The sequence below is a fragment of the Pseudomonas sp. P9_35 genome (assembly GCF_034008205.1).
Classification (GTDB): Bacteria; Pseudomonadota; Gammaproteobacteria; order Pseudomonadales; family Pseudomonadaceae; genus Aquipseudomonas; species Aquipseudomonas kilonensis.
This window is the reverse complement of record NZ_CP125373.1, coordinates 4162545-4188670: the sequence shown is the minus strand read 5'-3', so window position 1 is coordinate 4188670 and position 26126 is coordinate 4162545. Positions and strand designations below refer to the sequence as shown.

Genomic DNA, 26126 nt, shown 5'->3' with positions numbered 1-26126 from the left:
GTCACTCCTTGGGGGATGCAGACTGCTTCTTGCTGGCCTTGGCCGCAGCCGCCAGGCATTCGAGGGCGAACTGTTCGGTGTAGGTCATCTGGATCGGCGTGGTTTCGCCCTTGACGGTACGTTCGCCGTCGAGGATGTAGCGAATCCGCTTGTCGGTGACGCCGATGCGCTTGGCGATCCAGGACGGTGTCTGGCCGATCTGGCTGATCAGTTTGTCGGCGTATTCGGCGGTGGGTTTGTAGAATTCGGCGTTGGGGGTCATGGGGTGTTCCGCGTGGCTGGTGGCAATGGCGCGACAGGGTGCGCGAATCGCAGGCCGATGTCCCGTGTAAATTTCAGTAAAGCAGCACGAAGGCCCGGGCCGCAGTGCTACAGTCCGTTTTTTTTCTTGATGAGTGAACGCAATGCGAATGTTGACCGTGGCCCTGGCCGCAACCTTGCTGGCCGGCTGCGCGGGTTCTGCGATGAACGAGGCCCGGACCCAGGCCCCTTACAAGACCCTGACCTCGGACAAACCAGAACAGGTCGTGGCCCAGTGCGTGCAATTCTCCTGGCAGGACGAAGCGGTGTTCGGTGTCGATGCCGGCGCCTACCTGCAACCGGGCAAGAAGGGCGGCTCGACGGTCTACACCCGCTCTGCCGAATCGTTTGTCGATTTGCATGCCGGTGCGACAGGCACCGAGTTGAGTTATTACGCCAAGCATGACGACTTCGTGGCCAAGCGCCGGTTGGCGGCGTTGGCGACGTGTCTTTAAGCCAATAGACCGAGGTGCCTGCCATCGCGAGCAAGCTCGCTCCCACACTGGTCCGGGGGTGGCCGAAAGATTGCCATCTACCGCAACCCCCACAAGGGCTGGTTTTTAGTTAGAGGGCGTCAGGCGCTTCTGGAAGAAGAAGTGCTGGTGGCCTGGCGGGTAGTCGTCGATCTGGCCGATTTCCGTGAAGCCGTGTTTGCGGTAGAACTCCGGCGCCTGGAAGTCGAAGGTGTCCAGCCAGATGCCCACGCAGTTTTTCTCCCGGGCCAGTTCTTCGGCCATCTGCATCAGGGTCGAGCCTGTGCCCTGGCCCCGGGCCTGTTCCGGCACCACCAGCAGCTCGATATACAGCCAGCGGAAAAACACCCGGCCATAGAGTCCTCCGACAATTTCGTCCTGTTCGTCCCGCACCAGCCACGCGACCAGTTCAGGTACCGTCCCGCCGGTCTTGGCCGTGTTATAGGCGCGTAGCGGGGCGATGATGGCTTGGCGTTCCTGGTCGGTGGGCGTGTCCGTGCGTTCGATTCGTAGCGTCATCGGCGATGTCCTTATGCAGTCAAGATGAACCGCAGGAGCCTATCGCAAAGGCTACCGTGGCGTCACCCGGTCGACGGGGAAACAGGCGCATTACGCAAACCGGGCCATACTAGCTAGTTGCTTGATGCGATCCCCGACTTTTTAAAACAAGAAGAGGCCGACTCATGAAGTTCGAATCCTTTGCCCGGACCCTCGTTGCCACCACCCTGACCCTCAGCTGTTTGTATGCCCAGGCCGCCTCCCAGGCGCCAGTGGCCGCCGAGAACGGCATGGTGGTCACCGCCCAGCACCTGGCGACCCACGTGGGTGTCGATGTGCTCAAGAACGGCGGCAATGCCGTGGATGCGGCGGTGGCGGTGGGGTATGCCCTGGCGGTGGTGTATCCGGCGGCGGGTAACCTGGGCGGGGGTGGGTTCATGACCCTGCAAATGGCCGATGGCCGCAAGACATTCCTGGATTTCCGCGAAAAAGCCCCCTTGGCCGCCACCGCCAACATGTACCTGGGCAAGGACGGCAACGTCGTCCCCGACCTCAGCACCCGCGGACACCTGGCCGTGGGCGTGCCCGGCACCGTCTCCGGCATGGAGTTGGCGCTGAAGAAGTACGGCAGTAAACCGCGGGCGGAATTGATCACCCCGGCCATCAAGTTCGCCGACGAAGGTTTCACCCTGGAGCAGGGCGATGTCGATCTGTTGGAAACCGCCACCGATGTGTTCAGGAAGGACATGCGCGACTCCGGAGCGATCTTCCTGCACAACGGCGAGCCCATGCAGGTCGGCCAGAAACTGGTGCAAAAAGACCTCGCCAAGACCCTGCGGGAAATCTCCGCCAAGGGCGCCGACGGCTTCTACAAGGGCTGGGTCGCCGATGCCCTGGTCACCTCCAGCCAGGCCAACAAAGGCATCATCACCCAGGCCGACCTGGACAAGTACAAGACCCGCGAACTGGCCCCGGTGGAGTGCGACTACCGCGGCTATCACATCATCTCGGCGCCGCCGCCCAGTTCCGGCGGGGTGGTGCTGTGCCAGATCATGAACATCCTCGACGGTTATCCGATGAAGGACCTGGGGTTCCATTCGGCCCAGGGCATGCACTATCAGATCGAAGCCATGCGCCACGCCTACGTGGACCGCAACAGTTACCTGGGTGACCCGGACTTCGTGAAGAACCCCATCGACCATCTGCTGGATAAAAACTACGCCGCCAAACTGCGGGCCGCGATCGAACCGCAAAAGGCCGGCGACTCGCAGAAGATCAAGCCGGGCGTGGCGCCCCATGAGGGCAGCAACACCACCCATTACTCCATCGTCGACAAGTGGGGCAATGCTGTTTCGGTCACCTACACCTTGAACGACTGGTTCGGTGCCGGTGTCATGGCGAGCAAGACCGGGGTGATTCTCAACGATGAAATGGACGACTTCACCGCCAAGGTCGGCGTACCCAACATGTACGGCCTGGTGCAGGGCGAAGCCAACGCCATCGCGCCGGGCAAGGCGCCGCTGTCGTCCATGAGCCCGACCATTGTCACCAAGGACGGCAAGACGGTCATGGTGGTGGGTACCCCGGGCGGCAGCCGGATCATCACCGCGACGTTGCTGACTATCCTCAATGTGATCGACTACGGCATGAACCTCCAGGAGGCGGTCGACGCACCGCGTTTCCACCAGCAGTGGATGCCGGAGGAAACCAACCTGGAGACCTTTGCGGCCAGCCCGGATACCCGCAAGCTGCTGGAGAGCTGGGGGCACAAGTTTGCCGGCCCGCAGGACCCCAACCACATTGCCGCGATCCTGGTCGGTGCGCCGTCGTTGGCCGGCAAGCCGGTGGGCAAGAACCGCTTCTATGGCGCCAACGACCCCCGTCGCAACACTGGGTTGTCGCTGGGGTATTGAGTCATCGCGCGGCTCCGATATCGTTTGAAGAGGGAAGGTCATGAACACCGCATTGCTGATCATCGATGTCCAGAACGCGCTGTGCTCAGGCGAAGAGGAATGCTTCGACAGCCAGCGCATCATCCGGACCATCAACGAGCTGGCGGCCAAAACCCGGGCCCTGGGCTTGACGGTGATCCTGATCCAGCACGAAGAGTTGGAAGGTTCGCTGACGTATGGTTCTGCCGCCTGGCAACTGGCCGCCGACCTGTTGACCGCTGCCGATGACCTGCGGGTGCGCAAGACCACCCCCGATGCCTTCTACCAGACCGACCTGCAACCGTTGTTGCAGGCCCGAGGCATCGACCGCCTGGTGATCTGCGGGCTGCAAACCGACTATTGCGTCAACGCCACCGTGCGCCAGGCCCATGCCCTGGGGTACGACGTGGTTCTGGCGGCCGATGCCCACTCCACGGTGGACAACGGCAGCATGGCCGCCGAGCAGATCATCGCCAATCACAACAACCGATTGGGACGGCTGAGCAGTGCGGTATCGCGGATCGATGTGGTGGCGGCGGCTGACATTCGCTTGTAGCCGATACCCATTGCTTGGATTGGGCTGTAGGAGCTGGCGAAGCCTGCGATCTTTTGATCTTATCTTTCGCTCTCGACTCAATGAGCGCTGGAAAGATCGCAGCCTCGTTACACTCGTCAGCTCCTACAGCGTCCAGCGGGAGCAAGTTCCCTCGCCACAAAGGTCATCGTTCATGGATCACGAGATCACCACGGCAGCGCGCGCACTGGCAGCGGGCGACCCTGTCGCTGCGCTCAGTCGCGTAGCACTGCGCAACGATGCCCCGGCCCTCGCGCTTCGCGGCATTGCCATGGCGCAGTTGGGGGATCTGGTTCGGGCCAGGGCGCTGATGCGTCGGGCGGGCGCGGCCTTCGGGCCCAAGGAGGCCGTGGCACGGGCGCGCTGTGTGGTCGCCGAAGGCGAAATCGCCCTGGCGTCCCGTGACCTGGCTTGGCCGATGAAGCGCCTCGACGCCGCGCGGGCGGTGCTTGAAACCCACGGCGACCGGGCGAACGTTGCGCATGCCCACACGATCGAAATCCGTCGGCTGCTGTTGATCGGTCGGCTCGACGCGGCCGAACGCAGGCTCGTTGACCTGGAGCTTGCCTGCCTGCCCTTGGCATCACGGGCGGCTTGCGAGTTAGTGGCTGCGGGAATCGCCATGCGGCGCCTGCAAACACAGGCCGCCCGCGCCGCCCTCGATCGGGCCGGGCAAGCCGCAGGGCAAGCGGGAATCGGCGCGCTGAGCGCCGAAATTGAAAGCGCCTGGCGGCTACTGCGCACCCCCGCCGCGCGGCTGATCGCCCGAGGCGAAGAGCGCTTGCTCCTGCTGGAAGAGGTGCAAGCGCTGTTGGCCGGGCCGGCGTTGGTGGTGGACGCGTGCCGCTACGGGATCAGCGGTGCCGGCATTCAGGTCAGCCTTGCCCGGCGTCCGGTATTGTTCGCCCTGGCGCGAGGGCTGGCGCAAGCCTGGCCTGGCGATGTGTCGAGGGAAACGCTCATGACCCAGGCCTTCGGCTTGAAACTGACGGATGAATCCCATCGCGCCCGGCTGCGGGTCGAGATGGGGCGGTTGCGTGCCACGCTTCGTCCGTTGGCTGGCGTGAGGGCAACCCAGCGCGGTTTTACCCTGATGCCGCGATATGCCGATGAGGTTGTGGTGCTGGCGCGAGTGGTCGAGGAGCCCTATGGCGCGGTGCTGGCATTGCTGGCCGACGGTGAGGCCTGGTCCAGTTCAGCCCTGGCGCTGGCCCTGGACATCAGTCAGCGTAGCGTGCAGCGGGCCTTGGAAACGCTGGCCGCCGCCGGTAAGGCGCAGTCGTTCGGGCGCGCCAGGGCCCGTCGCTGGCTGGCGCCACCGATGCCTGGATTCGCGACGGTATTGTTACTCACTGCGCTGCCATCGGAGGATTAGGCTGCAGTCACACACCACTGATGAGGCGAGTGAGATGAAACGTTCAGAGGCACAGATCCTGCGTGAATACGGTCCTTTCCCGGGCGTCGATTGCGTGCACGGCGTGAGCCATGACGGCGAGCGCGTCTGGTTCGCTTCAGGCGACAAGCTGCATGCCCTCGATCCCGCCAGCGGCCAGACCGTGCATTCGCTCGATGTCCCGGCGAACGCGGGCACGGCGTTCGACGGTGAGCACTTATTCCAGATCGCCGGCGACAGCATCCGCAAGATTGATCCACGCACCGGTCAGGTATTGGCGACGATTCCGGCCCCCAACAGCGGTGATGATTCCGGCCTGGCGTGGGCCGAAGGATCGCTCTGGGTCGGTCAGTACAAGGCGCGCAAGATACTGCAGATCGATCCCGCCGATGGAAGGGTCCTGCGCACCATTGAATCCAACCGCTTTGTCACGGGCGTGACCTGGGTCGACGGAGAGCTTTGGCACGGCACCTGGGAAAACGACGAGAGCGACCTGCGGCGTATCGATCCGCAAACGGCACAAGTGCTGGAAAGCGTGACGATGCCGCCTGGGATCGGTGTGTCGGGGCTGGAGTCCGACGGGGCTGACCGGTTTTTCTGTGGCGGCGGTGGCAGTGGCAAGGTGAGGGCGGTGCGTCGGCCGGCGTGAGCGTTGGCGGATTCGCCGTAGCCCTGGTGGCGAGGGAGCTTGCTCCCGCTCGACCGCGAAGCGGTCGCCAATGCCTTGGGCCTGCTTCGCAGTCCAACGGGAGCAAGCTCCCTCGCCACAACAGCGGATGGCTCAGCGCTGGGAATGGTGTTTCACGGCGCGCCAAGCACCATCGTCCAGTACACCCCCGCATCACTGCGCGAATCGCTGGCGGAAGCTGCGCCCATCTGGGTGAACATCGGGTTCATCAGGTTGGCGCAGTGCCCCGGGCTGGCCAGCCAGTCTTGCATGGCCTGGCTCGGCGAGCGTTGACCGGCGGCGATGTTCTCGCCCAGTTTATGCCCGCGAAAGCCGGCGCTCTTGGCGCGATCGGAAGAGGAGCGACCGTCCGGGTCGCGATGGGCGAAATAATTCTCGCGGGCCATCGACCGGCTGTGGCCTTGGGCGGCGGTTCCCAACGCGGCGTTCCAGCTCAGCGGCCGGGCCGCCGCGAAGCGCTGGCGCCCGCACATCCGCGGCCTGGCCCTGGCGGCGTTGACCTGGGCCAGCAGCGACTTGTCCGTCGCCCCCGCGTCGTTTATCCGCGTGCCAGCCATGGGCTGCGCGAGCACCACACGCCATTCATCACCGACCCGATTGACGCCGATGTCGGCGTATTGGTTGTCCAGCAGCGCTGCGCAATGTTCATCGGCCAACATGTCGAAGGCTTCTTCGGCGTCCCGCGCATCGGTCAGGCGGATGCTGCGCACGGCCCGGGCTTGATAGCCGGCGTCTTTCAAGGTTTCCCGCAGGCCACCGCGAAAGCCCATCGGCAAGCCCAGGTTCGAACGCAGCACCAGCGGCGGCGTGGCACGCACCGTGCGCCATTCACAGCGGCGTGATTGGCTACGGAAATCGTTGATGGCGTCCACCAGCTGCCTTTCGCCGCGGGCGTGGGCAGGGCTGGCAAATAAGGGAAACAGGGCAAGCAAGCACAGCGAAACGAAACGGCAAGAGCGAACAGGGTGGCGCATGGGGCGAACGGCTCAAGAGGGGGAGTTGCCATAGCGCCAGGCTTGGCGCCGATCAGCTGGAAAACCCGTCGCTGCAGATTGGCGGGGTTTTCACGGCTGGGGTAGGACTGTCGGTTTGGAAACAAGTTTCAGGAAGGCGAAGAGTATCTGTGAGCTGGCACAACGGTGTTCAGTCGGTTCAATTCGCCGTTTCAGCCACAGGCGCCTTGACCCGCTCAACCTTGCGATAGGTCAGCAGCACGATGCCCGTCACCACAATCGCGCCACCCATCACCTGGCCCGGGTTGAGCATTTGGTCCAGCACCAGCCAGCCGATCAGCAGCGTGGCCAGCGGTTCGATGTTCATCACCGGGGCGTTGCGCGGCATGTCCAGGCGGGGCACGGAAATGAACAGCACAGTGAACCCGGTGCCGTAGAGCACCACCAAGGTCGCCAGGGCGAACCAGCCGGTGCTGCTGGCTGGCAGGTCGAAACCACCGGGCAGGGCGCCGGTCAGGCCAGCGAGGTTGACGCTGCTGAACACGATGAAGATCGTCAGCAGGCTGCGGACCGAGCCGCGCACCTGGGACAACTTGTGATCGGTGATCCACAGTGCGCAGGCAAAGGCGCAAGCAGCGCAAAAGGCCAGGCCCACCCCCAGCAGCCATTGCGGGCCGACGCCTTGCCCGGACGATAACCGCGCCGGCACTTCCAGCACGAACACCAGGCCCACCAGGATCATGCCCATTAACGCGGCGGTACGCGCCGTCGGACGTGGCCCGCCCAGGGCCCAGGTCAGCAAAGCCAGCAGGATTGGAAACACGTTGCCCACCAGCAACGCCAATGCCACTGGCACCCGGGCCACGGCGGAGTACAGGCACAGGCTCTGGGCGCCGATCAACAGCCCCAACGTCAATTGCCAGCGCCACGCACCGGGCGGCAAGCGCAGGCTCTGTCGTTGCCAGAGCACCATCGCAGCCAGCACCAGCAGCGTCCCGCCCGAGCGCAGCAAGATCGCCAGCAGCACACCGGCACCGTCGTCGAACGCGGCCCGCGCGGCGACGTGGTTGCCGGCGAAGGCACAGCCCATGCACAGCAGGACGAGCACCGCGAGGTGGCGGGGTAGCGGCGTGGGGGTGTCAGGTGCGGCGATGGAGCGGGTCATGGCAGGTGTCTCGAAGGCGACCGCCAAGGCAAAAGGCCCCGGATCGGTTGGTTTTTGTTATAGGTTGTCGTATGACTTTAAGATTTTTACCTCGTGGAGTGCAAGGGACAGGGTGCGCAGGCCTGTGGGTTCTGGTGCATGGGGGTGGTCGCCTCGGTGTTTACTTGCTTTGGTGTGTATATCCGTTATTTCGGTAACGGCTGCTTATGGTTCCGCTCTTACAGCGGCTCACTTTTGAAGAGCGCAAAAGTAAGCAAAACGCTTATGCCCCACCACTCGGCACCTCGCTTAGGCTCGGTGTGCCCTCACTCCGGCATTGCTCCGTGGGCCGCCGCGAAGGGCCATCCATGGCCCAGCGCGGCTACCTCGGCATCCATGCCGAGGTGCCCACTACGCAATACCTGCGTTCGGCCAGCGTGGTTAACGGGGCGCCGAGATCAACGTCCACCGCGAGGCGGCCTGATAGCCGACCTGGTTCTGGGTGGAGACCGCGTTTCCCCTGTGGGAGCGGGCTTGCTCGCGAAGGCGGTGGGTCGGTTTGTGGTGATGTTGGATGTGCCGGCCTCATCGCGAGCAAGCTCGCTCCCACAGGTGATTCTGGGTGTCCATGAGTCTTGTGTTCACCGCAGGCCATTGTGGGAGCGAGCTTGCTCGCGATGGCGGTGTCACAGTCGATGAAGAGGTTGGATGTGCCGGCCTCATCGCGAGCAAGCTCGCTCCCACAGGGAATTCTGGGTGTCCATGAGTCTTGTGTTCACTGCAGGCCATTGTGGGAGCGAGCTTGCTCGCGATGGCGGTGGTTCAGCTACATAGATGCTGGACGTGTCGCGCTCTTGCTTTGCTTTGCTTTGCTTTGCTTTGCTTTGCTTTGCTTTGGATTTTGATCTTGACGCCCCGTTAAACCACGCTGGCCGAACGCAGGCATTGCGCAGTGGGCATCCCGGCATGGATGCCGGGATAGCCGCGCTGGGCCATGGATGGCCCTTCGCGGCGGCCCACGGAGCAATGCCTTCGTTCGGGCACACCGAGCCTAGGCGAGGTGCCGAGTGGTGGGGCAGAGCGCTTTTGGTTACTTTTGGCGCTCTTCCAAAAGTGACCCGCTGTAAGAGCGGAACCGCCAGTAGCCGTTACCGAAATAACGGATATACACACCAAATAAAAATGAACAGCATTACGCACATCGCCCAGTGCTTTGCTGTACAACAATCAGGCCGCTGTGTCGTCTACAGCATCGCCCTTCTTGCGGAAAAACCCCCATGCGCCTGGCCGATTTCATCCTCGACAATATCGAGCCGATTCTTCAGGCGTGGGAAGACTTCGCCAAAACCATCACCCCCGCGTCCATTGACATGGATTCCGTGGCCCTGCGCGACCATGCCGAGCAGATGCTGCGCACCATCGCCGCTGACCTGCGCACCTCGCAAACGCGCAAGGAGGCGATTGCCAAGTCCCACGGCGAGGCTCCGCCGGCTGATGCCGAAACCGCCGCCGAAATCCATGCGGTCATCCGTCAGTCCTCGGGTTTCACCGTGGAACAAATGGTTTCCGAATATCGGGCTTTGCGCACCAGCGTGCTCATGCTCTGGATGCCGCATACGCAGTTGGATCACAAGCAGGTCATGGACGATCTGATTCGATTCAACGAAGCCGTGGACCAGGCCTTGGCCGAGTCCGTCGTCAGTTACTCGGGGGCGGTGGATGCGTCGCGCAATATCTTCCTCGGGATTCTCGGGCATGACCTGCGCAGCCCTTTGGGCGCGATCCTGCTGAGTTCCGAAGTGCTGCTGCGGGCGGGGGACCTGCCCGCCAAGGCCACCAAGATCACTTCGCGCATCTACACCAGCGTCAAACGGGCCAACAAAATCGTCGGCGATCTGCTGGATTTCACCCGCACCCAACTTGGCTCGGGTATTCCGGTGCAGCGTTTCAACGGCGATCTGGTGGCCGCCTGCGAAGGCATGGTGGAGGAGGCGCGGGCCTATCACCCGGAAAGCGAAATCCGCTTTGAAACGACCGGTGCCCTGGAGGCGCTGTTTGATCCGGCCCGCATGGAGCAGGTATTCGCCAACCTGATTGGCAACGCCGTCCAGCATGGTGCCGAAGGCACGCCGGTGACTGTTTCGTTGAGCGTGGAAAAGGATATGGCCGTGATCGCGATCAACAACCAGGGCAAGCCTATCGAGAAAGAGGCCATTGCCAACATCTTCAACCCAATGGTCCGAAATCTGTGCAGCGGTGAAATGCAGTACGGTTCCACGGCTGGGCTCGGACTTGGCCTGCACATCGCTTCGGCGATCGTATCGGCCCATCAGGGCACCATCAAGGTCCACTCGCAGGCGCAAGTCGGCACGACCTTTACCGTTCGTATACCGCTGAACCCGGCCTGATCGACTGTCTGCAAGAGCAGGCTTATATACTTGTACGATGTCTTATCACGTAGTAAAACAGTCGTCCCGTCCAATAATAATTAACGGAGACGCACGATGGATGCTTCGCAATCTGCAACCGCCGCCGATCAGGGCCGCCGGGTATTCCTGAAAAAATCCCTGGTGGTCTCGGCCGCTGCCGCCGCCCTTGGCAACCTGCCCGGGCTCGCCCAGGCCGAGCCCTTGAGCCAGCGTTACCCAGACCCGCTGATCAATATCCTTGACCCCAGCTTCATGGACTTGCGCATCTTCAACGCCAGCGTGGAGAAACTCGCCAGCGGCCTGCGTTGGGCAGAAGGGCCGGTGTGGGTCGGTGACGGTCGTTACCTGCTGGTCAGCGACATTCCCAACAACCGCATCGTGCGCTGGGATGAAATTACCGGTGGCCTGTCGGTCTACCGCGAGAATTCCAACTTCTCCAACGGCATGTGCCGCGATCGCCAGGGGCGGTTGCTGGTGTGCGAAGGCTCTACCACCGCCAGCGAAGGCCGACGCATCACCCGCACCGAGCACAACGGCACGATCACCGTGCTGGCGGACAGTTTCGAAGGCAAGCCGCTGAACTCGCCCAACGACATCGTGTGCAAGCGCGATGGCTCGGTCTGGTTCACCGACCCGCCGTTCCAGACCGGCAACAACTACGAGGGGCACAAAGTCACGCCTGTCCAGCCCCATGCGGTGTATCGCATCGACGGCGAAACGGGCAAGGTCACCCGGGTCATCGACGATCTGGCGGGGCCGAACGGGCTGTGTTTTTCCCCGGATGAGAAAATCCTCTACGTGGTCGAAGGCCGGGCCAAGCCCAACCGCTTGATCTGGGCGATCACGGTCAAGGATGACGGCACGCTGGGTGAGCGGCGCAAACACATCGAAGGCCTGGATTACGCGGCGATCGACGGAATCAAATGCGATGAAAGCGGCAACCTCTGGTGCGGTTGGGGCGGCAATGGCGACCCCAAGGCCGACCTGGAGAAACTCGACGGCGTGCGGGTGTTCAACCCTGAAGGCAAGGCCATCGGGCACATCTCCCTGCCGGAACGCTGCCCCAACGTTTGCTTCGGCGGGAGGGAAGGCAATCGGTTGTTCATGGCTGGCAGCCACTCGCTGTATTCGCTGTTTGTGAATACACGGGGGGCGACGTTTGCCTGAGTGAATCACTCATGCTCGGCGGATGAATGGATTTTGTGGCGAGGGAGCTTGCTCCCGCTGGGCTCTGTAGGAGCTGGCGAAGCCTGCGATCTTTTGATTTTGATCTTTCGCTTGAGACTCAAGTGTCTTGGGAAAGATCGCAGCCTCGTTGCACTCGACAGCTCCTACAGGCGCGACCCAGCGGGAGCAAGCTCCCTCGCCACGGGTTCCACTCACTGTCTGGTTCTAGGAGCCGTACTGCCACGCACCGTCAACTCAAACGGCAACACCACATGCCGTTCGGCAATCGGCTTCTTCTCGATCAGAGCAATCAGCATCTGCACCGCTTTTTCCCCAAAGACTTCGGCAGGCTGTGAAATGGTGGTCAGGGGCGGGTCGCAATAGGCGGCGAACGGGATGTCGTCAAACCCCACCAGGGAAATATCCTCGGGCACCCGCAGGCCCATTTGCTTGATGCGCCTGAGCGCGCCGATGGCCATCTCGTCGTTTTCACAGAACAGCGCGCTGGGCCGGTCGGCCAGCGCCAGCATCGCGCCGGCCCCGTCATCACCGGCCTTCAACGTGAAGTCGCCATGGCAGATCAGGCTTGGGTCGACGGCGATATCGGCCTGGTTCAGGGCATCCTGGTAACCGGCCACGCGGTCCAGGGTCAAGGGGCTGCTGCGTGGCCCCTTGATGATGCCGATGCGGCGATGGCCGAGGCCGATCAGGTGCTCGGTCATGGCCTGGGCGGCGGCGCGGTTGTCGAGGCTGATGGTCGGGTAGGGGGCGTGCTTGACCACTTCGCAGGCGTTGACCAACGGCAGGCTTTCGGCGCCTGCGGGCATCGATTCGAAAGGATCGCTGGCACGCAACTGAATCACCCCGTCGGCCTGGTGGGCGTAGACCAGCGCGGCAAATTCCCGCTCGATCTGCGCGCGGCCCTGGGTGTCGCACAGCAGCAATCGATAACCCGCCGCCTGCGCGGCCTGCTGCGCGCCGCTGATGACCCGGGCGAAAAACGTATTGGCGATGGTCGGCACCAGGATCACCAGGTTGCCGGTGCGCCGGGAGCGAAATTGCACCGCCATCAGGTTGGGCCGATAGCCGGCCTGTTCCACCGCCGCGTTGACCTTGTCTCGCGTTTCGGGAAGCACCCGCTCGGGCGATTTCAGGGTTCTGGACACCGTGGCCACCGAAACACCGGCCAGCCGGGCCACTTCACGAATGTTGGACAAAATCACCTCGGGGGCAGGGGCTACGGTTGGGGAGCTTACCGCAGGTTGGGCGCCTCACAAATGTTCATGCGTAACCTCGTGGGGTTTGACACGCAGGAAAACTGAGCCTAGATTTCCGCCATGATGTAACCGGTTACATCATCATCCTGACAGGAAGACAATCGCGATGAATCCTGTAGCACCGAAAATAAGAATGGGCTTCGTCGGCGGTGGAGAGGGCGCGTTCATCGGCCAGGCCCATCGTCAGGCCGCGGGCCTGGACGGCAGTTTCGAACTGGTCTGCGGCGCATTCAGCCGCGACCCTCGCAACACTCGGCAGACCGGCGCGGTCCTGGGCCTGGCCGGGTCCCGTTGCTACCACGACTGGCAGCAGATGCTCGACACCGAAGCGCTGCTACCGCTTGATCAACGCATGGAACTGCTGGTGATCGTCACGCCCAATCATCTTCATGCGCCCATTGCCAGCCAGGCCTTGAAAGCCGGTTTCCATGTGTTCAGCGAGAAACCCGCTGCGCTGGACCTCAACGAGTTGCTGGCCCTCAGGGAGGTGCTGCAAGGCAGCCGTTGCCTCTACGGCCTGGCCCACACCTACCTGGGCTATCCCATGGTTTGGCAGGCGCGGGAGATGGTGCGTTCGGGCGAGATCGGCCAGGTGCGCAAAGTGCTGGTCGAGTACCCCCAAGGCTGGCTCAGCCAGGATGTCGCCGCCCAGGGCAATAAACAGGCCGAGTGGCGCGACGACCCCGGGCAGTCCGGCCTGGGCGGATGCATTGGCGACATCGGCACCCACGCGTTTTCCTTGGCCGAATTCGTCGCAGACCAGCCTATCCAACAGCTATGCGCCGTCTTGGGTACGCACATCCCGGGCCGACAATTGGATGACGACGCCGCGATGCTGTTCAAGATGGCGGGCGGTGCCAGCGGCGTGTTGATCGCGAGCCAGGTCTGCACCGGCGAAGAGAACCCGCTGAAGATTCGCGTCTACGGTGACAAGGGCGCCTTGGAGTGGCGCCAGGAAGAACCGGCGAGCTTGATCCATCGCGGCGTTGACCAACCCCTGCGCATCTTGCGTAGCGGTGTCGGCCAGCCGTGGCTGTGTGCGGCGGCCACGCGGCGCATGCGCCTGCCGGCCGGGCATCCCGAGGGCTACCTGGAGGCCATGGCCAACCTCTACGGCGATTTCGCCCTGGCTATTCGCAGCCATGTCGAAGGCCCCGACGCCCCCGGAGTACCCGGCATCGAGACCGGCTTGCGGGGCATGGCGTTCATCGAGGCCGCCATCCTCAACCACCGTGGCGAGACGAAGTGGACCGCCGTGCAAACCGGAGCATCCCTGTTGTGAATACTCCCGACAAGACACCGAGCGGCCTGCGTGGCCCAGGCATTTTCCTGGCGCAATTCATGTCCGCCGAAGCGCCGTTCGACACCCTGGCCAACATCGCCCAGTGGGCCGCTTCGCAAGGCTACAAGGCCATTCAACTGCCAACGTCGGGCACGCAGTACATCGACTTGGCCCGGGCCGCCGAGAGCCAGGATTATTGCGATGAACTCAAGGCCACCTGCACCCAGGCCGGTGTCGAGATCAGCGAGTTATCGACGCACCTGCAAGGCCAGTTGGTGGCGGTACACCCGGCGTTCGACGCGCTGTTCGACGACTTCGCCCCGGCCCATCTGCGCGGCCAGCCCCAGGCGCGCACCGAGTGGGCGATCGAGCAACTCAAGCTGGCCGCCCGCGCCAGCCAGCGGTTGGGGCTGAAGGCTCATGCAACGTTTTCCGGCGCGCTGCTGTGGCCGTATCTCTATCCCTGGCCGCAGCGCCCGGCGGGCCTGGTGGAGCAGGGGTTCGCCGAACTGGCCCGGCGCTGGTTGCCGATTCTCGACTGCTTCGACGCGGCGGGGGTGGACCTGTGCTACGAGATCCACCCCGGCGAAGACCTCCACGACGGGGCCTCGTTCGAGCGCTTCCTGGAGGCCGTCGATCACCATCCACGGGCGGCGATCCTCTACGACCCCAGCCATCTGCTGCTGCAACAGATGGACTACCTGGGTTTCATCGATCGCTACCACGCGCGCATCCGCATGTTCCACGTCAAGGACGCCGAGTTCCGCCCCGATGCTCGTTCCGGGGTGTACGGCGGTTACCAGGGCTGGGTCGATCGGCCCGGGCGGTTCCGTTCGTTGGGCGATGGCCAGATCGATTTCAAATCGATCTTCAGCAAACTGACCCAATACGATTTCAGCGGTTGGGCGGTCCTGGAATGGGAGTGCTGCCTGAAGGATTCGCAACAGGGTGCGGCAGAAGGCGCTGCGTTTATCCAGCGGCACATGATCAGCAAGACTGGCAAGGCGTTCGATGACTTCGCCAGCGTCACGGCGGATGAGGATTCCAATCGGCGGTTGTTGGGCCTTTTGAGGTAGCCCGCGCAACACAAAGCCCCTGTGGCGAGGGAGCTTGCTCCCGCTGGGCCTGTAGGAGCTGTCGAGCGAAGCGAGGCTGCGATCTTTCCCGGATACATGAGCCTTAAGCGAAAGATCAAAAGATCGCAGCCTTCGGCAGCTCCTACAGCGCAGCCGAGCGGGAGCAAGCTCCCTCGCCACAAAAGCAGGCAGCCCACAAAGCAGGCCACAAAAGCGGCGCAAGGTTTTTCATTTTCACAAGAACAACAATAAAACGGTGACTGTCATGACCACGATGAACGCACGCCTCAGCGTGATGATGTTCCTGCAGTTTTTTATCTGGGGTGGCTGGTTCGTCACCCTGGGGACATTTCTCTCCAGCACGCTGGGCGCCAGCGGCGGGCAGATCGGCATGGCGTTTTCCACTCAGTCGTGGGGGGCGATCATTGCGCCGTTTGTCATCGGCCTGATCGCCGACCGCTACTTCAATGCCGAACGGATCCTGGCGGTGTTGCACCTGCTGGGCGCGGTGTTGCTGTATCAGTTGTATTCGGCGGCGGATTTCAGCGTGTTCTACCCGTATGTACTGGCGTACATGGTGGTCTACATGCCGACGCTGGCCCTGGTCAATTCCGTGGCGTTCCGGCAAATGCGCGACCCGGCGCTGGAGTTCTCGCGCATCCGGGTGTGGGGCACGATTGGCTGGATCGTCGCGGGCGTGGTGATCAGTTTTGTGTTCGCCTGGGATTCGCGTGAAGCGATCTCGGCAGGCGGCTTGCGCAATACGTTCCTGATGGCGGCCGTCGCTTCCCTGGTCCTGGGGCTCTACAGCTTCACGCTGCCGGCCACGGCGCCGCTCCAGGAGCAGGCGAGCGGTGGTGGCATCAAGCAGCTGTTGGGCTTGGATGCATTGGGGCTGTTGAAGGACCGCAGCTACCTGGTGTTCTTCATCGCCTCGATCCTGATCTGCATTCCCTTGGCCTTTTATTACCAGAATGCCAACCCGTTCCTGGCCGAGACCGGCATGACCAACCCAACGGCGAAGATGGCCATCGGGCAGGTCTCGGAAGTGTTGTTCATGCTGCTGTTGCCGCTGTTCATCCAGCGCTTCGGCATCAAGCTGGCGCTGTTGGTGGGCATGTTGGCGTGGGCGCTGCGCTACCTGTTGTTCGCCTACGGCAATAACGGCGACCTGGCGTTCATGCTGTTTACCGGCATTGCCCTGCACGGCATCTGCTACGACTTCTTTTTTGTCTCGGGGCAGATCTACACCGATGCCAAGGCGCCGAAGCATTTGCGCAGTTCGGCCCAGGGCCTGATTACCCTGGCGACCTATGGCGTGGGGATGTTGATCGGTTTCTGGGTGGCGGGGCAGGTGACCGATCACTTTGTCCTGGAGGGCGGCCACGATTGGAACAGCATCTGGCTGTTCCCGGCCGGTTTCGCGTTGGTGGTGTTCGCCTGTTTCCTGTTTTCCTTCAGCGGCCGGCAGGTGGTTAACGCGCCATCAAAGGCCTGAAGCAGAAGAGAGGCTGGGCGTCAGTCATTGATGGCTCACGTCCAGCTTGGTGTAGGTCACTTTTCCGCCTTCGTTGGAATAGCCGACGTTGTCCAGGGTGTAGACGCCGGCTTTGAAATAGAAGTTGTAGCCGTACCAGGACGGGTCGAGCTTCACTTGCTTGCCGAGGTTGTTGATCAGGATCGTGAGCTTGCCCTGCTTGTCCATCTGCAAGGAGTAGGTGAAGACTTTGTTCAAGGCCACGTTTGGCACGGTGAAGATCACCGGGCTTTTCGGGTCCTTGGGTTTGACCCGGTATTCGACGTCCAGGTTACCGCTGCCCTTGGCAAAGCGGTATACCAGCTTCAGCAAGGGGGCGGGGGCATCCTTGGCATGGATCTGCGCGACAACCACACGACCGGCGGAAGGTACCTGGTTCACGGCCAGGGTGCCTTTGAGGGTGTTGACGCCGCTGTTGTAACGCCAGTTGCGCAATTTGCCGTCTTTCGAGGTTTCCCGCAGCTCGGAGCGTGGGTACTCGCTTTTGCCGGTATGAGAACCGGTCACCGGCGCCCAGAACACGATTTTGTCACCGGTGTTGGTGAAGTACTGGTTGCGCAGCGTTGGAACGGCTTTGGTCGCAACGGTCAAGGCGGGTGTCTGTACAGGAAGCGTGATGTTCCAGACGGTCAGGTCGATCATGGTTACAAGCTCTGGCGGGCTGGCGCTCGTACGCATTCAGCCGGGGTGTGCGCGAGCCGTCCATGGCGCTGTTTTCAGCGTATCGACAGGGAATTGTTCCGCTGGAGGGACATCTGACGGATGGCTCTGGGGTGAGCCTGACAGGCGGCTTGCGGATTGCGGGGATAATGTCAATTTGTTGCTGATCGGTTAGAGTACGCGCCGCCCGAGAGACGGATCCCGGGCGTTTTCTCATGGAGTATTCAATGAACCACATCAGCAAAGTTGTCGCCTGCGCAGTGTTCGGCCTGGCCCTGGCGGGTTGCACCGGCACCCCGATGAAAACCCAGCAATACGACAGCAGCCAATACACCGTTGTCGGCCACAGCGAAGCCAAGGCCACCGGCCTGCTGCTGTTCGGCGTGATCCCGATTCGCCAGAACAACCGTTTCGTGCGTGCCCAGGACGCGGCAATCAAGGCCAAGGGCGGCGACGCCATGATCAACACCCAAGTCCAGGAAAACTGGTTCTGGGCCTGGGTCCTGACCGGCTACACCACCTCGGTGTCCGGTGATGTGGTCAAGCTGAAAAACGTTCAGTAACACCCTGCTTTAAAGGTAGGGCGCCAATCGGTTTTGAAGGTGTTCACCTGTGGCGAGGGAGCTTGCTCCCGCTGGGGCGCGCAGCGGCCCCGTTTTTTGCGGTCGCTGCGCAACCGAGCGGGAGCAAGCTCCCTCGCCACAAAAGCACATCCTCACGTCCCTATCTATCAATGTCCGCCGACGACCATATGACTGAACGGCGCCACATACGCCTGCAACGTCACCAGCCCGCCCACCAGAATCGCCAGCACCACCGAGTGGAAAAACACGTAGCGCAGGATCTCGCCTTCGTGACCGTACCAACGGGTGGCGGTGGAGGCGACCACGATCGACTGGGCGTCGACCATCTTGCCCATGACCCCGCCGGAACTGTTGGCCGCAGCCATCAACACCGGGCTCAGGCCCAACTGCTCGGATGTGACTCGTTGCAAGCCGCCAAACAATACGTTGGACGCCGTGTCCGAACCGGTCAGCGCCACGCCGAGCCAGCCCAGCAAGGTGCCGAACATAGGGTAGAAAATGCCGGTGGCGGCGAAGGCCAGGCCCATGGTCGCGTCCAGGCCTGAGTAGCGCGTGAGAAACCCCAGGGCCAACATCGCCACGATGGTGATCAGCGAGTAGCGCACCACCCAGAGCGTTCGCACGTAGTGGTGCAGCAGTTGCGGGATGGAATAGCCCATCAGCAAGCCACCGAGAATCGCCGCCAGGAAAATGCCGCTGCCAGTGGCGGTGAACCAGTTGAACTTGTAGACCGCTTCCTCGGTTTTAGGCTGGGGCACCACGGGCGGGACTTTCTCTATCTGCTGATGGATGGTGCCGAAGGTCACCAGGGGCGAGAAGATCGGGTTGGCCTCACGCATCGGTTTGCCTTGGGGATCAAGCTTGGCCGATTGGGTCTGCGGGTCCAGCGCCGGGCGGGTATCGAACAGGTTCTTGAAACCCTGGGTGCCCCAGGCGAACACGAAGACCGTAAGGATGATCCATGGCATCCAGGCCCGTAGCACAGCCGGTTGCGCATCACTGGAAAAGGTGCCGCTGGCCTGCGGTTTTTCATCTTCGCTGGCGTCGATTTTCGAATCATCGACCCGTCCCGACAACGCTGCGGACGTATGCACCGTGGCCGGTTTCCAGACCTTGAGAAAAGCGGTTAGGCAGGCCATGGAAATCAGCGCGGCAATCACATCCACCAGCATCGGCCCGTGGTAGTTCGACACCAGGAACTGCGGGACGGCGAAGCTGACACCGGCCACCAGAATCGCCGGCCAGATTTCCAGCATCTTGCGCCACCCGGCAAACGCCCAGATCAACCAGAACGGCACGATCACCGAAAAAAACGGTAACTGCCGACCGACCATCATCGACAACTCCATTTCATCCAGCCCGGTAACCTTGGCCAGGGTGATGATCGGCGTGCCCAGGGCGCCGAACGCCACGGGCGCAGTGTTGGCGATCAGCGCCAGGCCCGAGGCGGCCAAGGGGGAGAAACCCAGCCCGATCAGGATCGCCCCGGTCACCGCCACCGGCGTGCCGAAACCCGCGGCGCCCTCGAAGAACGCACCGAAGCAAAAGGCGATCAGCAGCAATTGCAGGCGCCGGTCGTCGGTGATGCGTGCGAGGGAATCCTGCAAGACCTTGAACGAGCCGTTCTCGGTGGTCAGCCGGTGCAGAAAGATGATGTTGAGGACAATCCAGCCAATGGGCAGCAGCCCGTTGGCCGCGCCATAAAGTGCCGCCGAACCGGCCATGCCGGCGGGCATGCCGAAGGCGAAGATCGCGATCAGCAAGGCCGAGGCCAAGGCCATCAACGCCGCCAGGTGCGCCTTGACATGAAAGAACGCCAGGGACGCCAGCATCACCACCACCGGAACCGCCGCCAGGAGCGTCGACAGCACCGCATTACCGAAGGGATCGTAGACTTGTTGCCAGACCATGTTCCACCTCTGCTTTTTATTGTTGGAAGTGCAGGCCCCGGGGGGATTGGCAAAGAAGTATAGGCGGGGATTGGGGGAGGGGATTGTCCAGGGAATAGCCGGGCATACTCCAGTCGATCGTCCCCACGCTCCGCGTGGGAATGCCGCCAGGGACGCTCCGCGTTCCGCTTCTGGGATGTGACGCAGAGCGTCATGGGATGCATTCCCACGCAGAGCGTGGGAACGATCAAATACAGGCCTTTTGTGATGAAGGCTAGCGTGCTTCGACGTTATCCAGCGCGCGGTTCGCCAGCAATGCGCCCAGCTCGATCAGTTGCTGGATACCCAGGATAATGTGGCGCCTGGGACCTTCCTGGTCGAACGCCAGGTCACTGACCATGGCATTGGCCGAGGCCAGGGTTTCGCTGAGGTTGGCGAGCAGGGTTTCGGTGTCGACGCCATGGGTGACGGTGAAGAGCTGGCCTGGATCACCTCGGGTTTGTTGGGTTTGGGCTTGAGGTAGTGATCGAGGATGCGGTCGGCGGCTTTGTCGAGCGCTTTTGAGTTGGCTGGATCGGTGTCCGGTGGGTTGGGTGTTGGTTTGAACATGGTTGAATCTCCAAATCGAAAAATGGAGCCATCACTCTCGCTACCAAACGAAGGGTGGCGGCCATACGCGGGTTGGTAGACCGGTGACTTGGAGAACCGGCGCGTCCGAAGACGCCCTGCGCATGACCGCCATAAAACAGTTCCGAAATGGACTGTATGACAAGGGCTATGCGACAAGTCAAAAGCCGGGCTACCAAACCCGATCGCTGATTCAATCAGCGACCCGGAAACGATAGAGCCCTGGCCCAAGGCGCACAAGCCGGCGGATTCTGGCGCAGTTGTAGGCAACGGCGCAAGACAACGTAGCCCGATCCCGAATGCTCCTACATCTGGATAAACAAGGTCCCCTGCTGGACTGGGAGCCTGGGTTAACAAAACACCTGTGGCGAGGGAGCTTGCTCCCGCTGGGTTCTGTAGGAGCTGGCGAAGCCTGCGATCTTTTGATCTTGATCTTGATCTTGATCTTGATCTTGATCTTGATCTTGATCTTGATCTTGATCTTGATCTTGATCTTGATCTTGATCTTGATCTTGATCTTGATCTTGATCTTGATCTTGATCTTGATCTTTCGCTTGAGACTCAACTGTCTGGGACAAGATCGCAGCCTCGTTGCACTCGTCAGCTCCTACAGGCGCAGTCCAGCGGGAGCAAGCTCCCTCGCCACAAAAAGCAGTGCAGCGCTACAAAAGTGCAGTGGGCCCGCTCAGCCCTTCGCCGCCATCGCCGTCACTTCCACTTTCATCCCTTCAACCGCCAGCGACGCCACGCCCACGGCGGCGCGAACCGGCCAGGGTTTTGCGAAGAAGCGTTTGTAGACCTCGTTGAAAGCGGCGCGGTCAGCCATGTCGGTCAGGTAGATGGTCAGGTGCAGGACCCGGTCCATGGAACTGCCGGCGCCCTCCAGGGCAGTCTTGAGGGCTTGCAGCGTGCGTTCGCTCTGCAGCGTGATGTCACCCAGTTCCAGGCTGCCGTCGGCGTGGGTGGGGATTTGCGTGGAAACCAGCAGGCCGCCGAAACCGGCGACGTCGGAGGAAATGGAGTCCGCATCCGAATCTGGAATAAACGTGATATCTGGGTTGCTCATGCAAAGCCTCATGCTGGAAAAGAAAAAGGACCGCCGCAGTTTACCGTCCATTGCCGCGCCGTTCCTGCATTCCTTTATCCGTGCGCTCCCAGCCCGTTGTTTTGCACCAGCGCCTGGATGTAGGCCTCAAGCGTCATAGTGCCGTGCAAGGCGTTGTCGCCCACGTCGAAGCCGCTGTCGAGGCTGACGGCGCTCATGCGTGTATAGGATTGCGCCGCAGCGGGACTGAAGCCGAGGCTCTGGAAGGTGTTTTCCCATTGATCCCTGGGGATCACTTGTACCTCGACCAGCCGGCCGAGCGCCTGGGAAAATGCCTGGGCCACATCGTTGGGCGAGTACAGGCGAGGCCCCTGCACGTTACGCACGCCAATGTCGTCAACCGAGGATAGCAACCGCGCGGCCGCCACTTCGCCCAGGTCCCGGGGCGCAACCATGGGAAAGGCCAGGTCGGCGGGAAACAGCGTCGGTAACTTGCCGGTCTCGCGCACGGTATCGAGCAGGCTGTCCCAGTTGCTCATGTAATAAGCGCCGCGATTGATCGCTGCCGGGATCGACTGGTTGCGCAGCCCGTCTTCCAACTCCCACAAGACGCTGAGATCGCCGATACGCTCGCCGGGCTGGGCGCCGGCGGTGGATTGCACGACGATTTTCTCAAGGCCCGATCCGTCGAGGGCGGCCAGGATGTTGGCCACCGTGCGCCGTTCCACCGCATCGGTATCGGTACTGGGATCCGCCGACGGGTTGAGAATGAACGCCCTGCGCCCGAGCCGAAACGCGGCGCGCAACGATTCGACGTTTTCAGCATCCGCTTCGACGATTTGAGCGCCCCTGGCGTGCCATTCGGTGGCGTGGGTGGCGTTGCGGGTCATGACAATCACGGCATGCCCTGGCGCCAGCAAGGCTCGGGCCGTGGCCGAGCCAACGTGGCCTGTGGCGCCCATGATCACGTACATGGCTTTATCTCCCTAAGTCAAAGTCCGCCCTGGGCCGGACGTTGGGTTGTCATTGCCGGTTCAAGGTGCGGTTGCGCGCCGTTCAGGCGTGCGGCCAGCTGTTGTGCCTGTTCCCATCCCAGCGCGGGCTCCAGCCAGTCGAGCGCATCTTCGGCACCGAAGGCCAGTACCCGCTGCTGCTGGTTGGCGATGTCGCCATACGTCACCAGGGCCAGGCCGTCACAGCCAAACGGGGTCTCGCTGGCCTGGGCCAGGGCGGCCAGGAAGATCGGGGCCGACTGCCGGGCGGTCGTGTAGGTGAGACGTTGCGCCTGGGAGGGCGAGGCGGGGGCTTGCGACTCATACCAACCCTCCACGGCGACCAGTACGCGGCCTTCGTGCTTGATGGGGTCGAAGACCTTGGAACGCATCACCAGATGCAAGGGCAGATGGGTCAGCGGCGGCATCGTTCCGACTGACCAGATCGGCGACCAACCCCAGCGAACCTTGATGCACTCCAAGTGCCCGCCGCGACGACGAATGGCGCTGACCTGCATGTTTGGCTTGATCAGGCTCTGGCGGTCCAGGACCTTGGGCGGCGTTGTCACGTACAGGTCCAAGGGCGTCACGCTAGCACCGAAACGGCTGCCGAGCGTGTCTCGCTGGGCGAAATACGCCAGGGAGTCTTTTGAAGAAACGTGTTGAACAAGACCGTCACACATAACGAAAACTCCCGGCAGTGAAACGCAAGGCATTCTTGATGTACCCGCCGTTCAAGCCGTGACGGTCGAAGCGCGTCATCGTGGCTTTCAGCGGTGTCATGTAGGTCCGAGCCGTGGCGAATGGCTTGGTTCGAAAATCCTTGCGGCGAGGAGACGAGTGGGCAATGGGGTGAATGCATGACCGCCATCGCGAGCAAGCTCGCTTCCACACTGTTGTGCATTGATGAAATCCACAAAAGCCCTCAACGGCGAAGGCAAGTAGCGGCGGCCGGGGTAGTAGAGGAACGGCCCGGTAAAGCGCTGCCACCAGGGTTCGAGTACCGGTTCGAGGGCGCCGCTGTCCAGGTGGGGCCGCAACCAGTCCTCGAACAGATGGACAATGCCCAGCCCATCCACCGCAGCCTGTACTGCCAGGTCCATCGCGCCGCCGATGCGCACGATCAACGGGCCGCTCGGGTCGACGCTCATCGTTTCGCCGTCACGTTCATATTCCCACAGGGGCAGGGCGCCGCTGGGAAACTTGCCCGTCAGGCAGGCATGCCCAAGCAGGTCCCGTGGATGTTCGGGCCGGCCCCTGGCATCGAGGTACGCGGGTGAAGCGGCGGTCGCGAAGCGCTGGAACCGTGGGCCGATGGGGATGGCGATCATGTCCTGCTCCAAGCGCTCGTCGTAGCGAATGCCGGCGTCACAGCCGGCCGCGAGCATGTCGACGAAGCTCTCCTCGGTGACCACTTCCAAGCGGATGTCGGGATAGCTTTTCAGGAACGGCGTGATGATCGCCGGCAACACCAGCCGGGCCGCGCTGACCGGCACGTTCAGCCTGAGGGTGCCCGAAGGCCGGTCGCGAAAGTCGTTGACCACGTCCATCGCCGCCTCGACCTCGCCCAGGGCCGGGACGATGCGTTCCATCAACCGGGCACCGGCCTCGGTCGGTACCACGCTGCGGGTGGTGCGGTTGAGCAGGCGTACGCCGAGCCGGCTTTCCATTCGGCGTACGGCATCGCTGAGGCTTGAGGCAGACTTGCCGCTCAGCCGCGCGCCTTCACGAAAGCCCTTCGCATTGACCACGGACACAAAGGCCAGCAAGTCTTGAATATCCGTCGCCATTGTTCTCTCCGCCGTACAACCCGTGCTGATTGCACCTGATTATCAAGGGAATGGTCAACGCCTATAGTCGGCTCACTTACATTGATCCGAGGGCGACGAGATGAACATTGCAGGCAAGGCAGGCAGCTTCTTACTGGGCGATCGCACGGTCAATCGCATGGGCTACGGCGCGATGCAGTTGGCGGGGCCCCAGGTCTTCGGACCGCCCAAAGATCCGGCGGCCGCCGTCGCCGTGCTGCGCGAAGCATTGGCGAGCGGGGTCAATCACATCGACACCGCCGATTTCTACGGGCCCCATGTCACCAACCAGCTGATCCGCGAAGCGCTGCACCCTTACGCCCAGGATCTGGTCATCGTCACCAAGGTCGGCGCCGTTCGTGGTGCCGACGCGTCCTGGAACCCGGCCCACAGCCCCGCCGAGTTGACCCGTGCGGTCCACGACAATCTGCGCAACCTGGGGGTGGAGGTATTGGACGTGGTCAACCTTAGGGTGTGGGGCGACCTGCATTCGCCCACCGAAGACTCCATCGAAGAGTCGTTCACGACACTGGCCGAGCTGCAGCGCCAAGGCCTCATCCGTCACCTGGGCCTGAGCAACGTCACGGCCGCGCAGGTCAAGCAGGCCCAAGGCATTGCCCAGGTGGTTTGCGTGCAGAACCACTACAACCTGACCCATCGCGACGACGAACACCTCATTGCCAACCTGGGCCGGCAGGGCATCGCCTACGTGCCGTTCTTCCCACTGGGCGGCTTCACACCGCTGCAATCGGACACCCTTTCCAGCGTGGCGGCGCGTTTGCAGGCCTCACCGCTGTGCGTGGCCCTGGCGTGGTTGCTGCAACGTGCGCCGAATATCCTGCTGATTCCCGGTACGTCGTCGTTGGCGCACCTGCGGGAAAACCTCACGGCGAGTGAACTGAAGATCCCTGCGCCGATGCTGGCCGAGCTGGACGCATTGGCCTAGGCCGCCCGAAAGACCAACGTCTGGCCATCCTCCGGTATCAACAGCCGGCCTGCGACGCCGGCCAGCGCGGCGGCTTCGGCAAGGGCCTTGCGTGTCGTCGGGCAGTGGCTGATCGCTTCCAGGTGATTGGCCACCACGGTCCCGCGAGATAAGCGAGTGAATTCCAGTGTCTCGTCGATGCCCATGATGATGTCGCCGCCGATATCGAACCGTGCCCCGCCTGCCGGAACCACGCTGACCTGTGGCTGGTGGCGCAAGACGAATTCGCACACGGTGGGGGTGAGCACGGTATCGCCGGTGAGGTAGACGCTCGGTTCGCCGGGCAGCTCGATCAGGTAGCCGACGCCATGCTCCATCAGCTTGCCCGCCAGACCCAGCCCATGGGTGCATCGAACGGAGCGAATAGTGCCGCCCAGGAATGGGTTGGGTTGGTCATGCGCCTTGGCCAGTGGTTGGACATTCAGGCCACGCTTGGTGAGGTAGGGGGCGTCATGGGGGGTGCAGATGACCGGGATCTGTTTTTCCCTCAGCCACTGCTTGGCTGCGCGATCCAGATGGTCGAAATGGCCTTTCTGACAGTGGGTGATCAAGCAATGGGTGACCGTATCGAGGTCTGTCGCTGTCGAGGCCGGAAGCGCCACCAGTGGATTACGCTGCGTGGCACCAAACAGTCGGAGCGGCGGCAGCGTGCCCTTGCCAGCCAGCATCGGGTCGACGAGCACGCGATACGGGCCGAATTCAAGAATGATCGTGGCGTTACGGATCTGCTGGATGTTCATGAGGCATTCCTGTTGAGCGAGCGCTTCATGGTGCCGATCCGTTCCCATGTGCATAATGGCCGGATCTGACATCT

General features: G+C 62.4%; 24 protein-coding genes and 2 pseudogenes. 12 read left to right on the top strand and 14 right to left on the bottom strand.

All coding sequences use genetic code 11. From position 1 onward, the window contains the following. Position 1 precedes the first annotated feature (1 nt). A complete protein-coding gene (locus tag QMK47_RS18285; protein ID WP_014337702.1) occupies positions 2 to 262 on the bottom strand; it encodes a hypothetical protein in 261 nt (86 codons plus the stop codon). Positions 263 to 404: 142 nt separating this feature from the next. On the opposite strand from QMK47_RS18285, the gene QMK47_RS18280 reads away from it, so the two are divergent. Next, positions 405 to 755 carry a hypothetical protein gene (locus QMK47_RS18280; protein WP_013693699.1) on the top strand — a complete coding sequence of 117 codons (351 nt, stop codon included), beginning with the start codon at positions 405 to 407 and terminating at the stop codon, positions 753 to 755. Positions 756 to 860: 105 nt separating this feature from the next. On the opposite strand, the gene QMK47_RS18275 is transcribed toward QMK47_RS18280, so the two are convergent. Next, complete coding sequence (locus tag QMK47_RS18275) at positions 861 to 1292, bottom strand: GNAT family N-acetyltransferase (RefSeq protein ID WP_320388992.1); 432 nt, start codon at positions 1290 to 1292, stop codon at positions 861 to 863. A 164-nt stretch (positions 1293 to 1456) separates the two neighbouring features. Here QMK47_RS18275 and ggt point away from each other — a divergent pair, with 164 nt between their 5' ends. The 4 genes from ggt (at position 1457) to QMK47_RS18255 (ending at position 5818) form a co-directional block, all read left to right on the top strand. Then, positions 1457 to 3184 carry a gamma-glutamyltransferase gene (gene ggt, locus QMK47_RS18270; RefSeq protein WP_320388990.1) on the top strand — a complete coding sequence of 576 codons (1728 nt, stop codon included), beginning with the start codon at positions 1457 to 1459 and terminating at the stop codon, positions 3182 to 3184. Positions 3185 to 3224: 40 nt separating this feature from the next. Further along, positions 3225 to 3758, top strand: a complete 534-nt coding sequence (locus QMK47_RS18265) for a cysteine hydrolase family protein (RefSeq protein ID WP_320388988.1) — start codon at positions 3225 to 3227, stop codon at positions 3756 to 3758. A gap of 172 nt (positions 3759 to 3930) precedes the next feature. Then, the gene (locus QMK47_RS18260; protein WP_320388986.1) at positions 3931 to 5151 is read left to right on the top strand and encodes a helix-turn-helix domain-containing protein; all 1221 of its coding nucleotides are present in this window, start codon (positions 3931 to 3933) and stop codon (positions 5149 to 5151) included. 34 nt (positions 5152 to 5185) lie between these two features. Further along, the gene (locus QMK47_RS18255) at positions 5186 to 5818 is read left to right on the top strand and encodes a DUF5074 domain-containing protein (RefSeq protein ID WP_024616063.1); all 633 of its coding nucleotides are present in this window, start codon (positions 5186 to 5188) and stop codon (positions 5816 to 5818) included. 152 nt (positions 5819 to 5970) lie between these two features. On the opposite strand, the gene QMK47_RS18250 is transcribed toward QMK47_RS18255, so the two are convergent. Both QMK47_RS18250 and QMK47_RS18245 read right to left on the bottom strand, forming a co-directional pair. Then, positions 5971 to 6831, bottom strand: a complete 861-nt coding sequence (locus QMK47_RS18250) for a CAP domain-containing protein (protein ID WP_253476191.1) — start codon at positions 6829 to 6831, stop codon at positions 5971 to 5973. A gap of 178 nt (positions 6832 to 7009) precedes the next feature. Further along, positions 7010 to 7975: a DMT family transporter gene (locus QMK47_RS18245; protein WP_320388985.1), complete on the bottom strand. Its 966-nt coding sequence runs from the start codon at positions 7973 to 7975 to the stop codon at positions 7010 to 7012. Positions 7976 to 9231: 1256 nt separating this feature from the next. On the opposite strand from QMK47_RS18245, the gene QMK47_RS18240 reads away from it, so the two are divergent. After that, positions 9232 to 10362 (top strand): sensor histidine kinase, encoded by a 1131-nt coding sequence (locus tag QMK47_RS18240; RefSeq protein ID WP_253476185.1) that lies wholly within the window; start codon positions 9232 to 9234, stop codon positions 10360 to 10362. 96 nt (positions 10363 to 10458) lie between these two features. Beyond that, on the top strand, positions 10459 to 11550 hold the full coding sequence (locus QMK47_RS18235; protein ID WP_253476183.1) for an SMP-30/gluconolactonase/LRE family protein: 1092 nt from the start codon (positions 10459 to 10461) through the stop codon (positions 11548 to 11550). Positions 11551 to 11762: 212 nt separating this feature from the next. Here QMK47_RS18235 and QMK47_RS18230 read toward each other — a convergent pair whose 3' ends face one another. Next, positions 11763 to 12767, bottom strand: a complete 1005-nt coding sequence (locus QMK47_RS18230; protein WP_253476181.1) for a LacI family DNA-binding transcriptional regulator — start codon at positions 12765 to 12767, stop codon at positions 11763 to 11765. Positions 12768 to 12933: 166 nt separating this feature from the next. Between QMK47_RS18230 and QMK47_RS18225 the strand changes: the two genes are divergently transcribed. From QMK47_RS18225 to QMK47_RS18215, 3 genes are all read left to right on the top strand, one after another. Then, complete coding sequence (locus QMK47_RS18225) at positions 12934 to 14109, top strand: Gfo/Idh/MocA family oxidoreductase (protein WP_320388984.1); 1176 nt, start codon at positions 12934 to 12936, stop codon at positions 14107 to 14109. Next, positions 14106 to 15185 (top strand): sugar phosphate isomerase/epimerase, encoded by a 1080-nt coding sequence (locus tag QMK47_RS18220; protein WP_320388983.1) that lies wholly within the window; start codon positions 14106 to 14108, stop codon positions 15183 to 15185. Before QMK47_RS18225 ends, QMK47_RS18220 begins: the two co-directional genes overlap by 4 nt. A 265-nt stretch (positions 15186 to 15450) precedes the next feature. Then, positions 15451 to 16683, top strand: coding sequence for a nucleoside permease (locus QMK47_RS18215; RefSeq protein ID WP_320388982.1), 1233 nt, complete (start codon positions 15451 to 15453; stop codon positions 16681 to 16683). A 24-nt stretch (positions 16684 to 16707) separates the two neighbouring features. Here QMK47_RS18215 and QMK47_RS18210 read toward each other — a convergent pair whose 3' ends face one another. After that, positions 16708 to 17364, bottom strand: coding sequence for a polysaccharide lyase family 7 protein (locus tag QMK47_RS18210; RefSeq protein ID WP_320388981.1), 657 nt, complete (start codon positions 17362 to 17364; stop codon positions 16708 to 16710). A 245-nt stretch (positions 17365 to 17609) separates the two neighbouring features. Between QMK47_RS18210 and QMK47_RS18205 the strand changes: the two genes are divergently transcribed. Further along, on the top strand, positions 17610 to 17945 hold the full coding sequence (locus QMK47_RS18205) for a hypothetical protein (protein ID WP_100264074.1): 336 nt from the start codon (positions 17610 to 17612) through the stop codon (positions 17943 to 17945). A gap of 167 nt (positions 17946 to 18112) precedes the next feature. Here QMK47_RS18205 and QMK47_RS18200 read toward each other — a convergent pair whose 3' ends face one another. The 7 genes and pseudogenes from QMK47_RS18200 to QMK47_RS18170 form a co-directional block, all read right to left on the bottom strand. Then, positions 18113 to 19876, bottom strand: a complete 1764-nt coding sequence (locus QMK47_RS18200) for an L-lactate permease (RefSeq protein ID WP_320388980.1) — start codon at positions 19874 to 19876, stop codon at positions 18113 to 18115. 253 nt (positions 19877 to 20129) lie between these two features. After that, positions 20130 to 20464 (bottom strand): annotated as a pseudogene (locus QMK47_RS18195) (DUF6124 family protein). A gap of 368 nt (positions 20465 to 20832) precedes the next feature. Then, complete coding sequence (locus tag QMK47_RS18190; RefSeq protein WP_320388978.1) at positions 20833 to 21060, bottom strand: hypothetical protein; 228 nt, start codon at positions 21058 to 21060, stop codon at positions 20833 to 20835. 107 nt (positions 21061 to 21167) lie between these two features. Next, positions 21168 to 21548 (bottom strand): RidA family protein, encoded by a 381-nt coding sequence (locus tag QMK47_RS18185; protein ID WP_320388977.1) that lies wholly within the window; start codon positions 21546 to 21548, stop codon positions 21168 to 21170. A gap of 74 nt (positions 21549 to 21622) precedes the next feature. Continuing rightward, a complete protein-coding gene (locus tag QMK47_RS18180; protein ID WP_253476165.1) occupies positions 21623 to 22501 on the bottom strand; it encodes an NmrA family NAD(P)-binding protein in 879 nt (292 codons plus the stop codon). 17 nt (positions 22502 to 22518) lie between these two features. Beyond that, on the bottom strand, positions 22519 to 23202 hold the full coding sequence (locus QMK47_RS18175; protein WP_320388975.1) for an SOS response-associated peptidase family protein: 684 nt from the start codon (positions 23200 to 23202) through the stop codon (positions 22519 to 22521). Between the two features lie 216 nt (positions 23203 to 23418). Next, positions 23419 to 24309, bottom strand: a pseudogene (locus tag QMK47_RS18170) (LysR family transcriptional regulator); the annotation flags it as partial. Between the two features lie 100 nt (positions 24310 to 24409). Here QMK47_RS18170 and QMK47_RS18165 point away from each other — a divergent pair. Beyond that, positions 24410 to 25273 carry an aldo/keto reductase family oxidoreductase gene (locus QMK47_RS18165; protein ID WP_320388974.1) on the top strand — a complete coding sequence of 288 codons (864 nt, stop codon included), beginning with the start codon at positions 24410 to 24412 and terminating at the stop codon, positions 25271 to 25273. Here QMK47_RS18165 and QMK47_RS18160 read toward each other — a convergent pair. Next, on the bottom strand, positions 25270 to 26052 hold the full coding sequence (locus QMK47_RS18160; protein WP_320388972.1) for an MBL fold metallo-hydrolase: 783 nt from the start codon (positions 26050 to 26052) through the stop codon (positions 25270 to 25272). The genes QMK47_RS18165 and QMK47_RS18160 overlap by 4 nt on opposite strands. Positions 26053 to 26126 lie beyond the last annotated feature (74 nt).

What these genes read in the sequence shown, in the direction of transcription:
- QMK47_RS18285 (WP_014337702.1), bottom strand. Translation starts at nt 262, where the DNA reads ATGACCCCCAACGCCGAATTCTACAAACCCACCGCCGAATACGCCGAC.
- QMK47_RS18280 (WP_013693699.1), top strand. Translation starts at nt 405, where the DNA reads ATGCGAATGTTGACCGTGGCCCTGGCCGCAACCTTGCTGGCCGGCTGC.
- QMK47_RS18275 (WP_320388992.1), bottom strand. Translation starts at nt 1,292, where the DNA reads ATGACGCTACGAATCGAACGCACGGACACGCCCACCGACCAGGAACGC.
- ggt (WP_320388990.1), top strand. Translation starts at nt 1,457, where the DNA reads ATGAAGTTCGAATCCTTTGCCCGGACCCTCGTTGCCACCACCCTGACC.
- QMK47_RS18265 (WP_320388988.1), top strand. Translation starts at nt 3,225, where the DNA reads ATGAACACCGCATTGCTGATCATCGATGTCCAGAACGCGCTGTGCTCA.
- QMK47_RS18260 (WP_320388986.1), top strand. Translation starts at nt 3,931, where the DNA reads ATGGATCACGAGATCACCACGGCAGCGCGCGCACTGGCAGCGGGCGAC.
- QMK47_RS18255 (WP_024616063.1), top strand. Translation starts at nt 5,186, where the DNA reads ATGAAACGTTCAGAGGCACAGATCCTGCGTGAATACGGTCCTTTCCCG.
- QMK47_RS18250 (WP_253476191.1), bottom strand. Translation starts at nt 6,831, where the DNA reads ATGCGCCACCCTGTTCGCTCTTGCCGTTTCGTTTCGCTGTGCTTGCTT.
- QMK47_RS18245 (WP_320388985.1), bottom strand. Translation starts at nt 7,975, where the DNA reads ATGACCCGCTCCATCGCCGCACCTGACACCCCCACGCCGCTACCCCGC.
- QMK47_RS18240 (WP_253476185.1), top strand. Translation starts at nt 9,232, where the DNA reads ATGCGCCTGGCCGATTTCATCCTCGACAATATCGAGCCGATTCTTCAG.
- QMK47_RS18235 (WP_253476183.1), top strand. Translation starts at nt 10,459, where the DNA reads ATGGATGCTTCGCAATCTGCAACCGCCGCCGATCAGGGCCGCCGGGTA.
- QMK47_RS18225 (WP_320388984.1), top strand. Translation starts at nt 12,934, where the DNA reads ATGAATCCTGTAGCACCGAAAATAAGAATGGGCTTCGTCGGCGGTGGA.
- QMK47_RS18215 (WP_320388982.1), top strand. Translation starts at nt 15,451, where the DNA reads ATGACCACGATGAACGCACGCCTCAGCGTGATGATGTTCCTGCAGTTT.
- QMK47_RS18210 (WP_320388981.1), bottom strand. Translation starts at nt 17,364, where the DNA reads ATGATCGACCTGACCGTCTGGAACATCACGCTTCCTGTACAGACACCC.
- QMK47_RS18205 (WP_100264074.1), top strand. Translation starts at nt 17,610, where the DNA reads ATGAACCACATCAGCAAAGTTGTCGCCTGCGCAGTGTTCGGCCTGGCC.
- QMK47_RS18200 (WP_320388980.1), bottom strand. Translation starts at nt 19,876, where the DNA reads ATGGTCTGGCAACAAGTCTACGATCCCTTCGGTAATGCGGTGCTGTCG.
- QMK47_RS18185 (WP_320388977.1), bottom strand. Translation starts at nt 21,548, where the DNA reads ATGAGCAACCCAGATATCACGTTTATTCCAGATTCGGATGCGGACTCC.
- QMK47_RS18180 (WP_253476165.1), bottom strand. Translation starts at nt 22,501, where the DNA reads ATGTACGTGATCATGGGCGCCACAGGCCACGTTGGCTCGGCCACGGCC.
- QMK47_RS18175 (WP_320388975.1), bottom strand. Translation starts at nt 23,202, where the DNA reads ATGTGTGACGGTCTTGTTCAACACGTTTCTTCAAAAGACTCCCTGGCG.
- QMK47_RS18165 (WP_320388974.1), top strand. Translation starts at nt 24,410, where the DNA reads ATGAACATTGCAGGCAAGGCAGGCAGCTTCTTACTGGGCGATCGCACG.
- QMK47_RS18160 (WP_320388972.1), bottom strand. Translation starts at nt 26,052, where the DNA reads ATGAACATCCAGCAGATCCGTAACGCCACGATCATTCTTGAATTCGGC.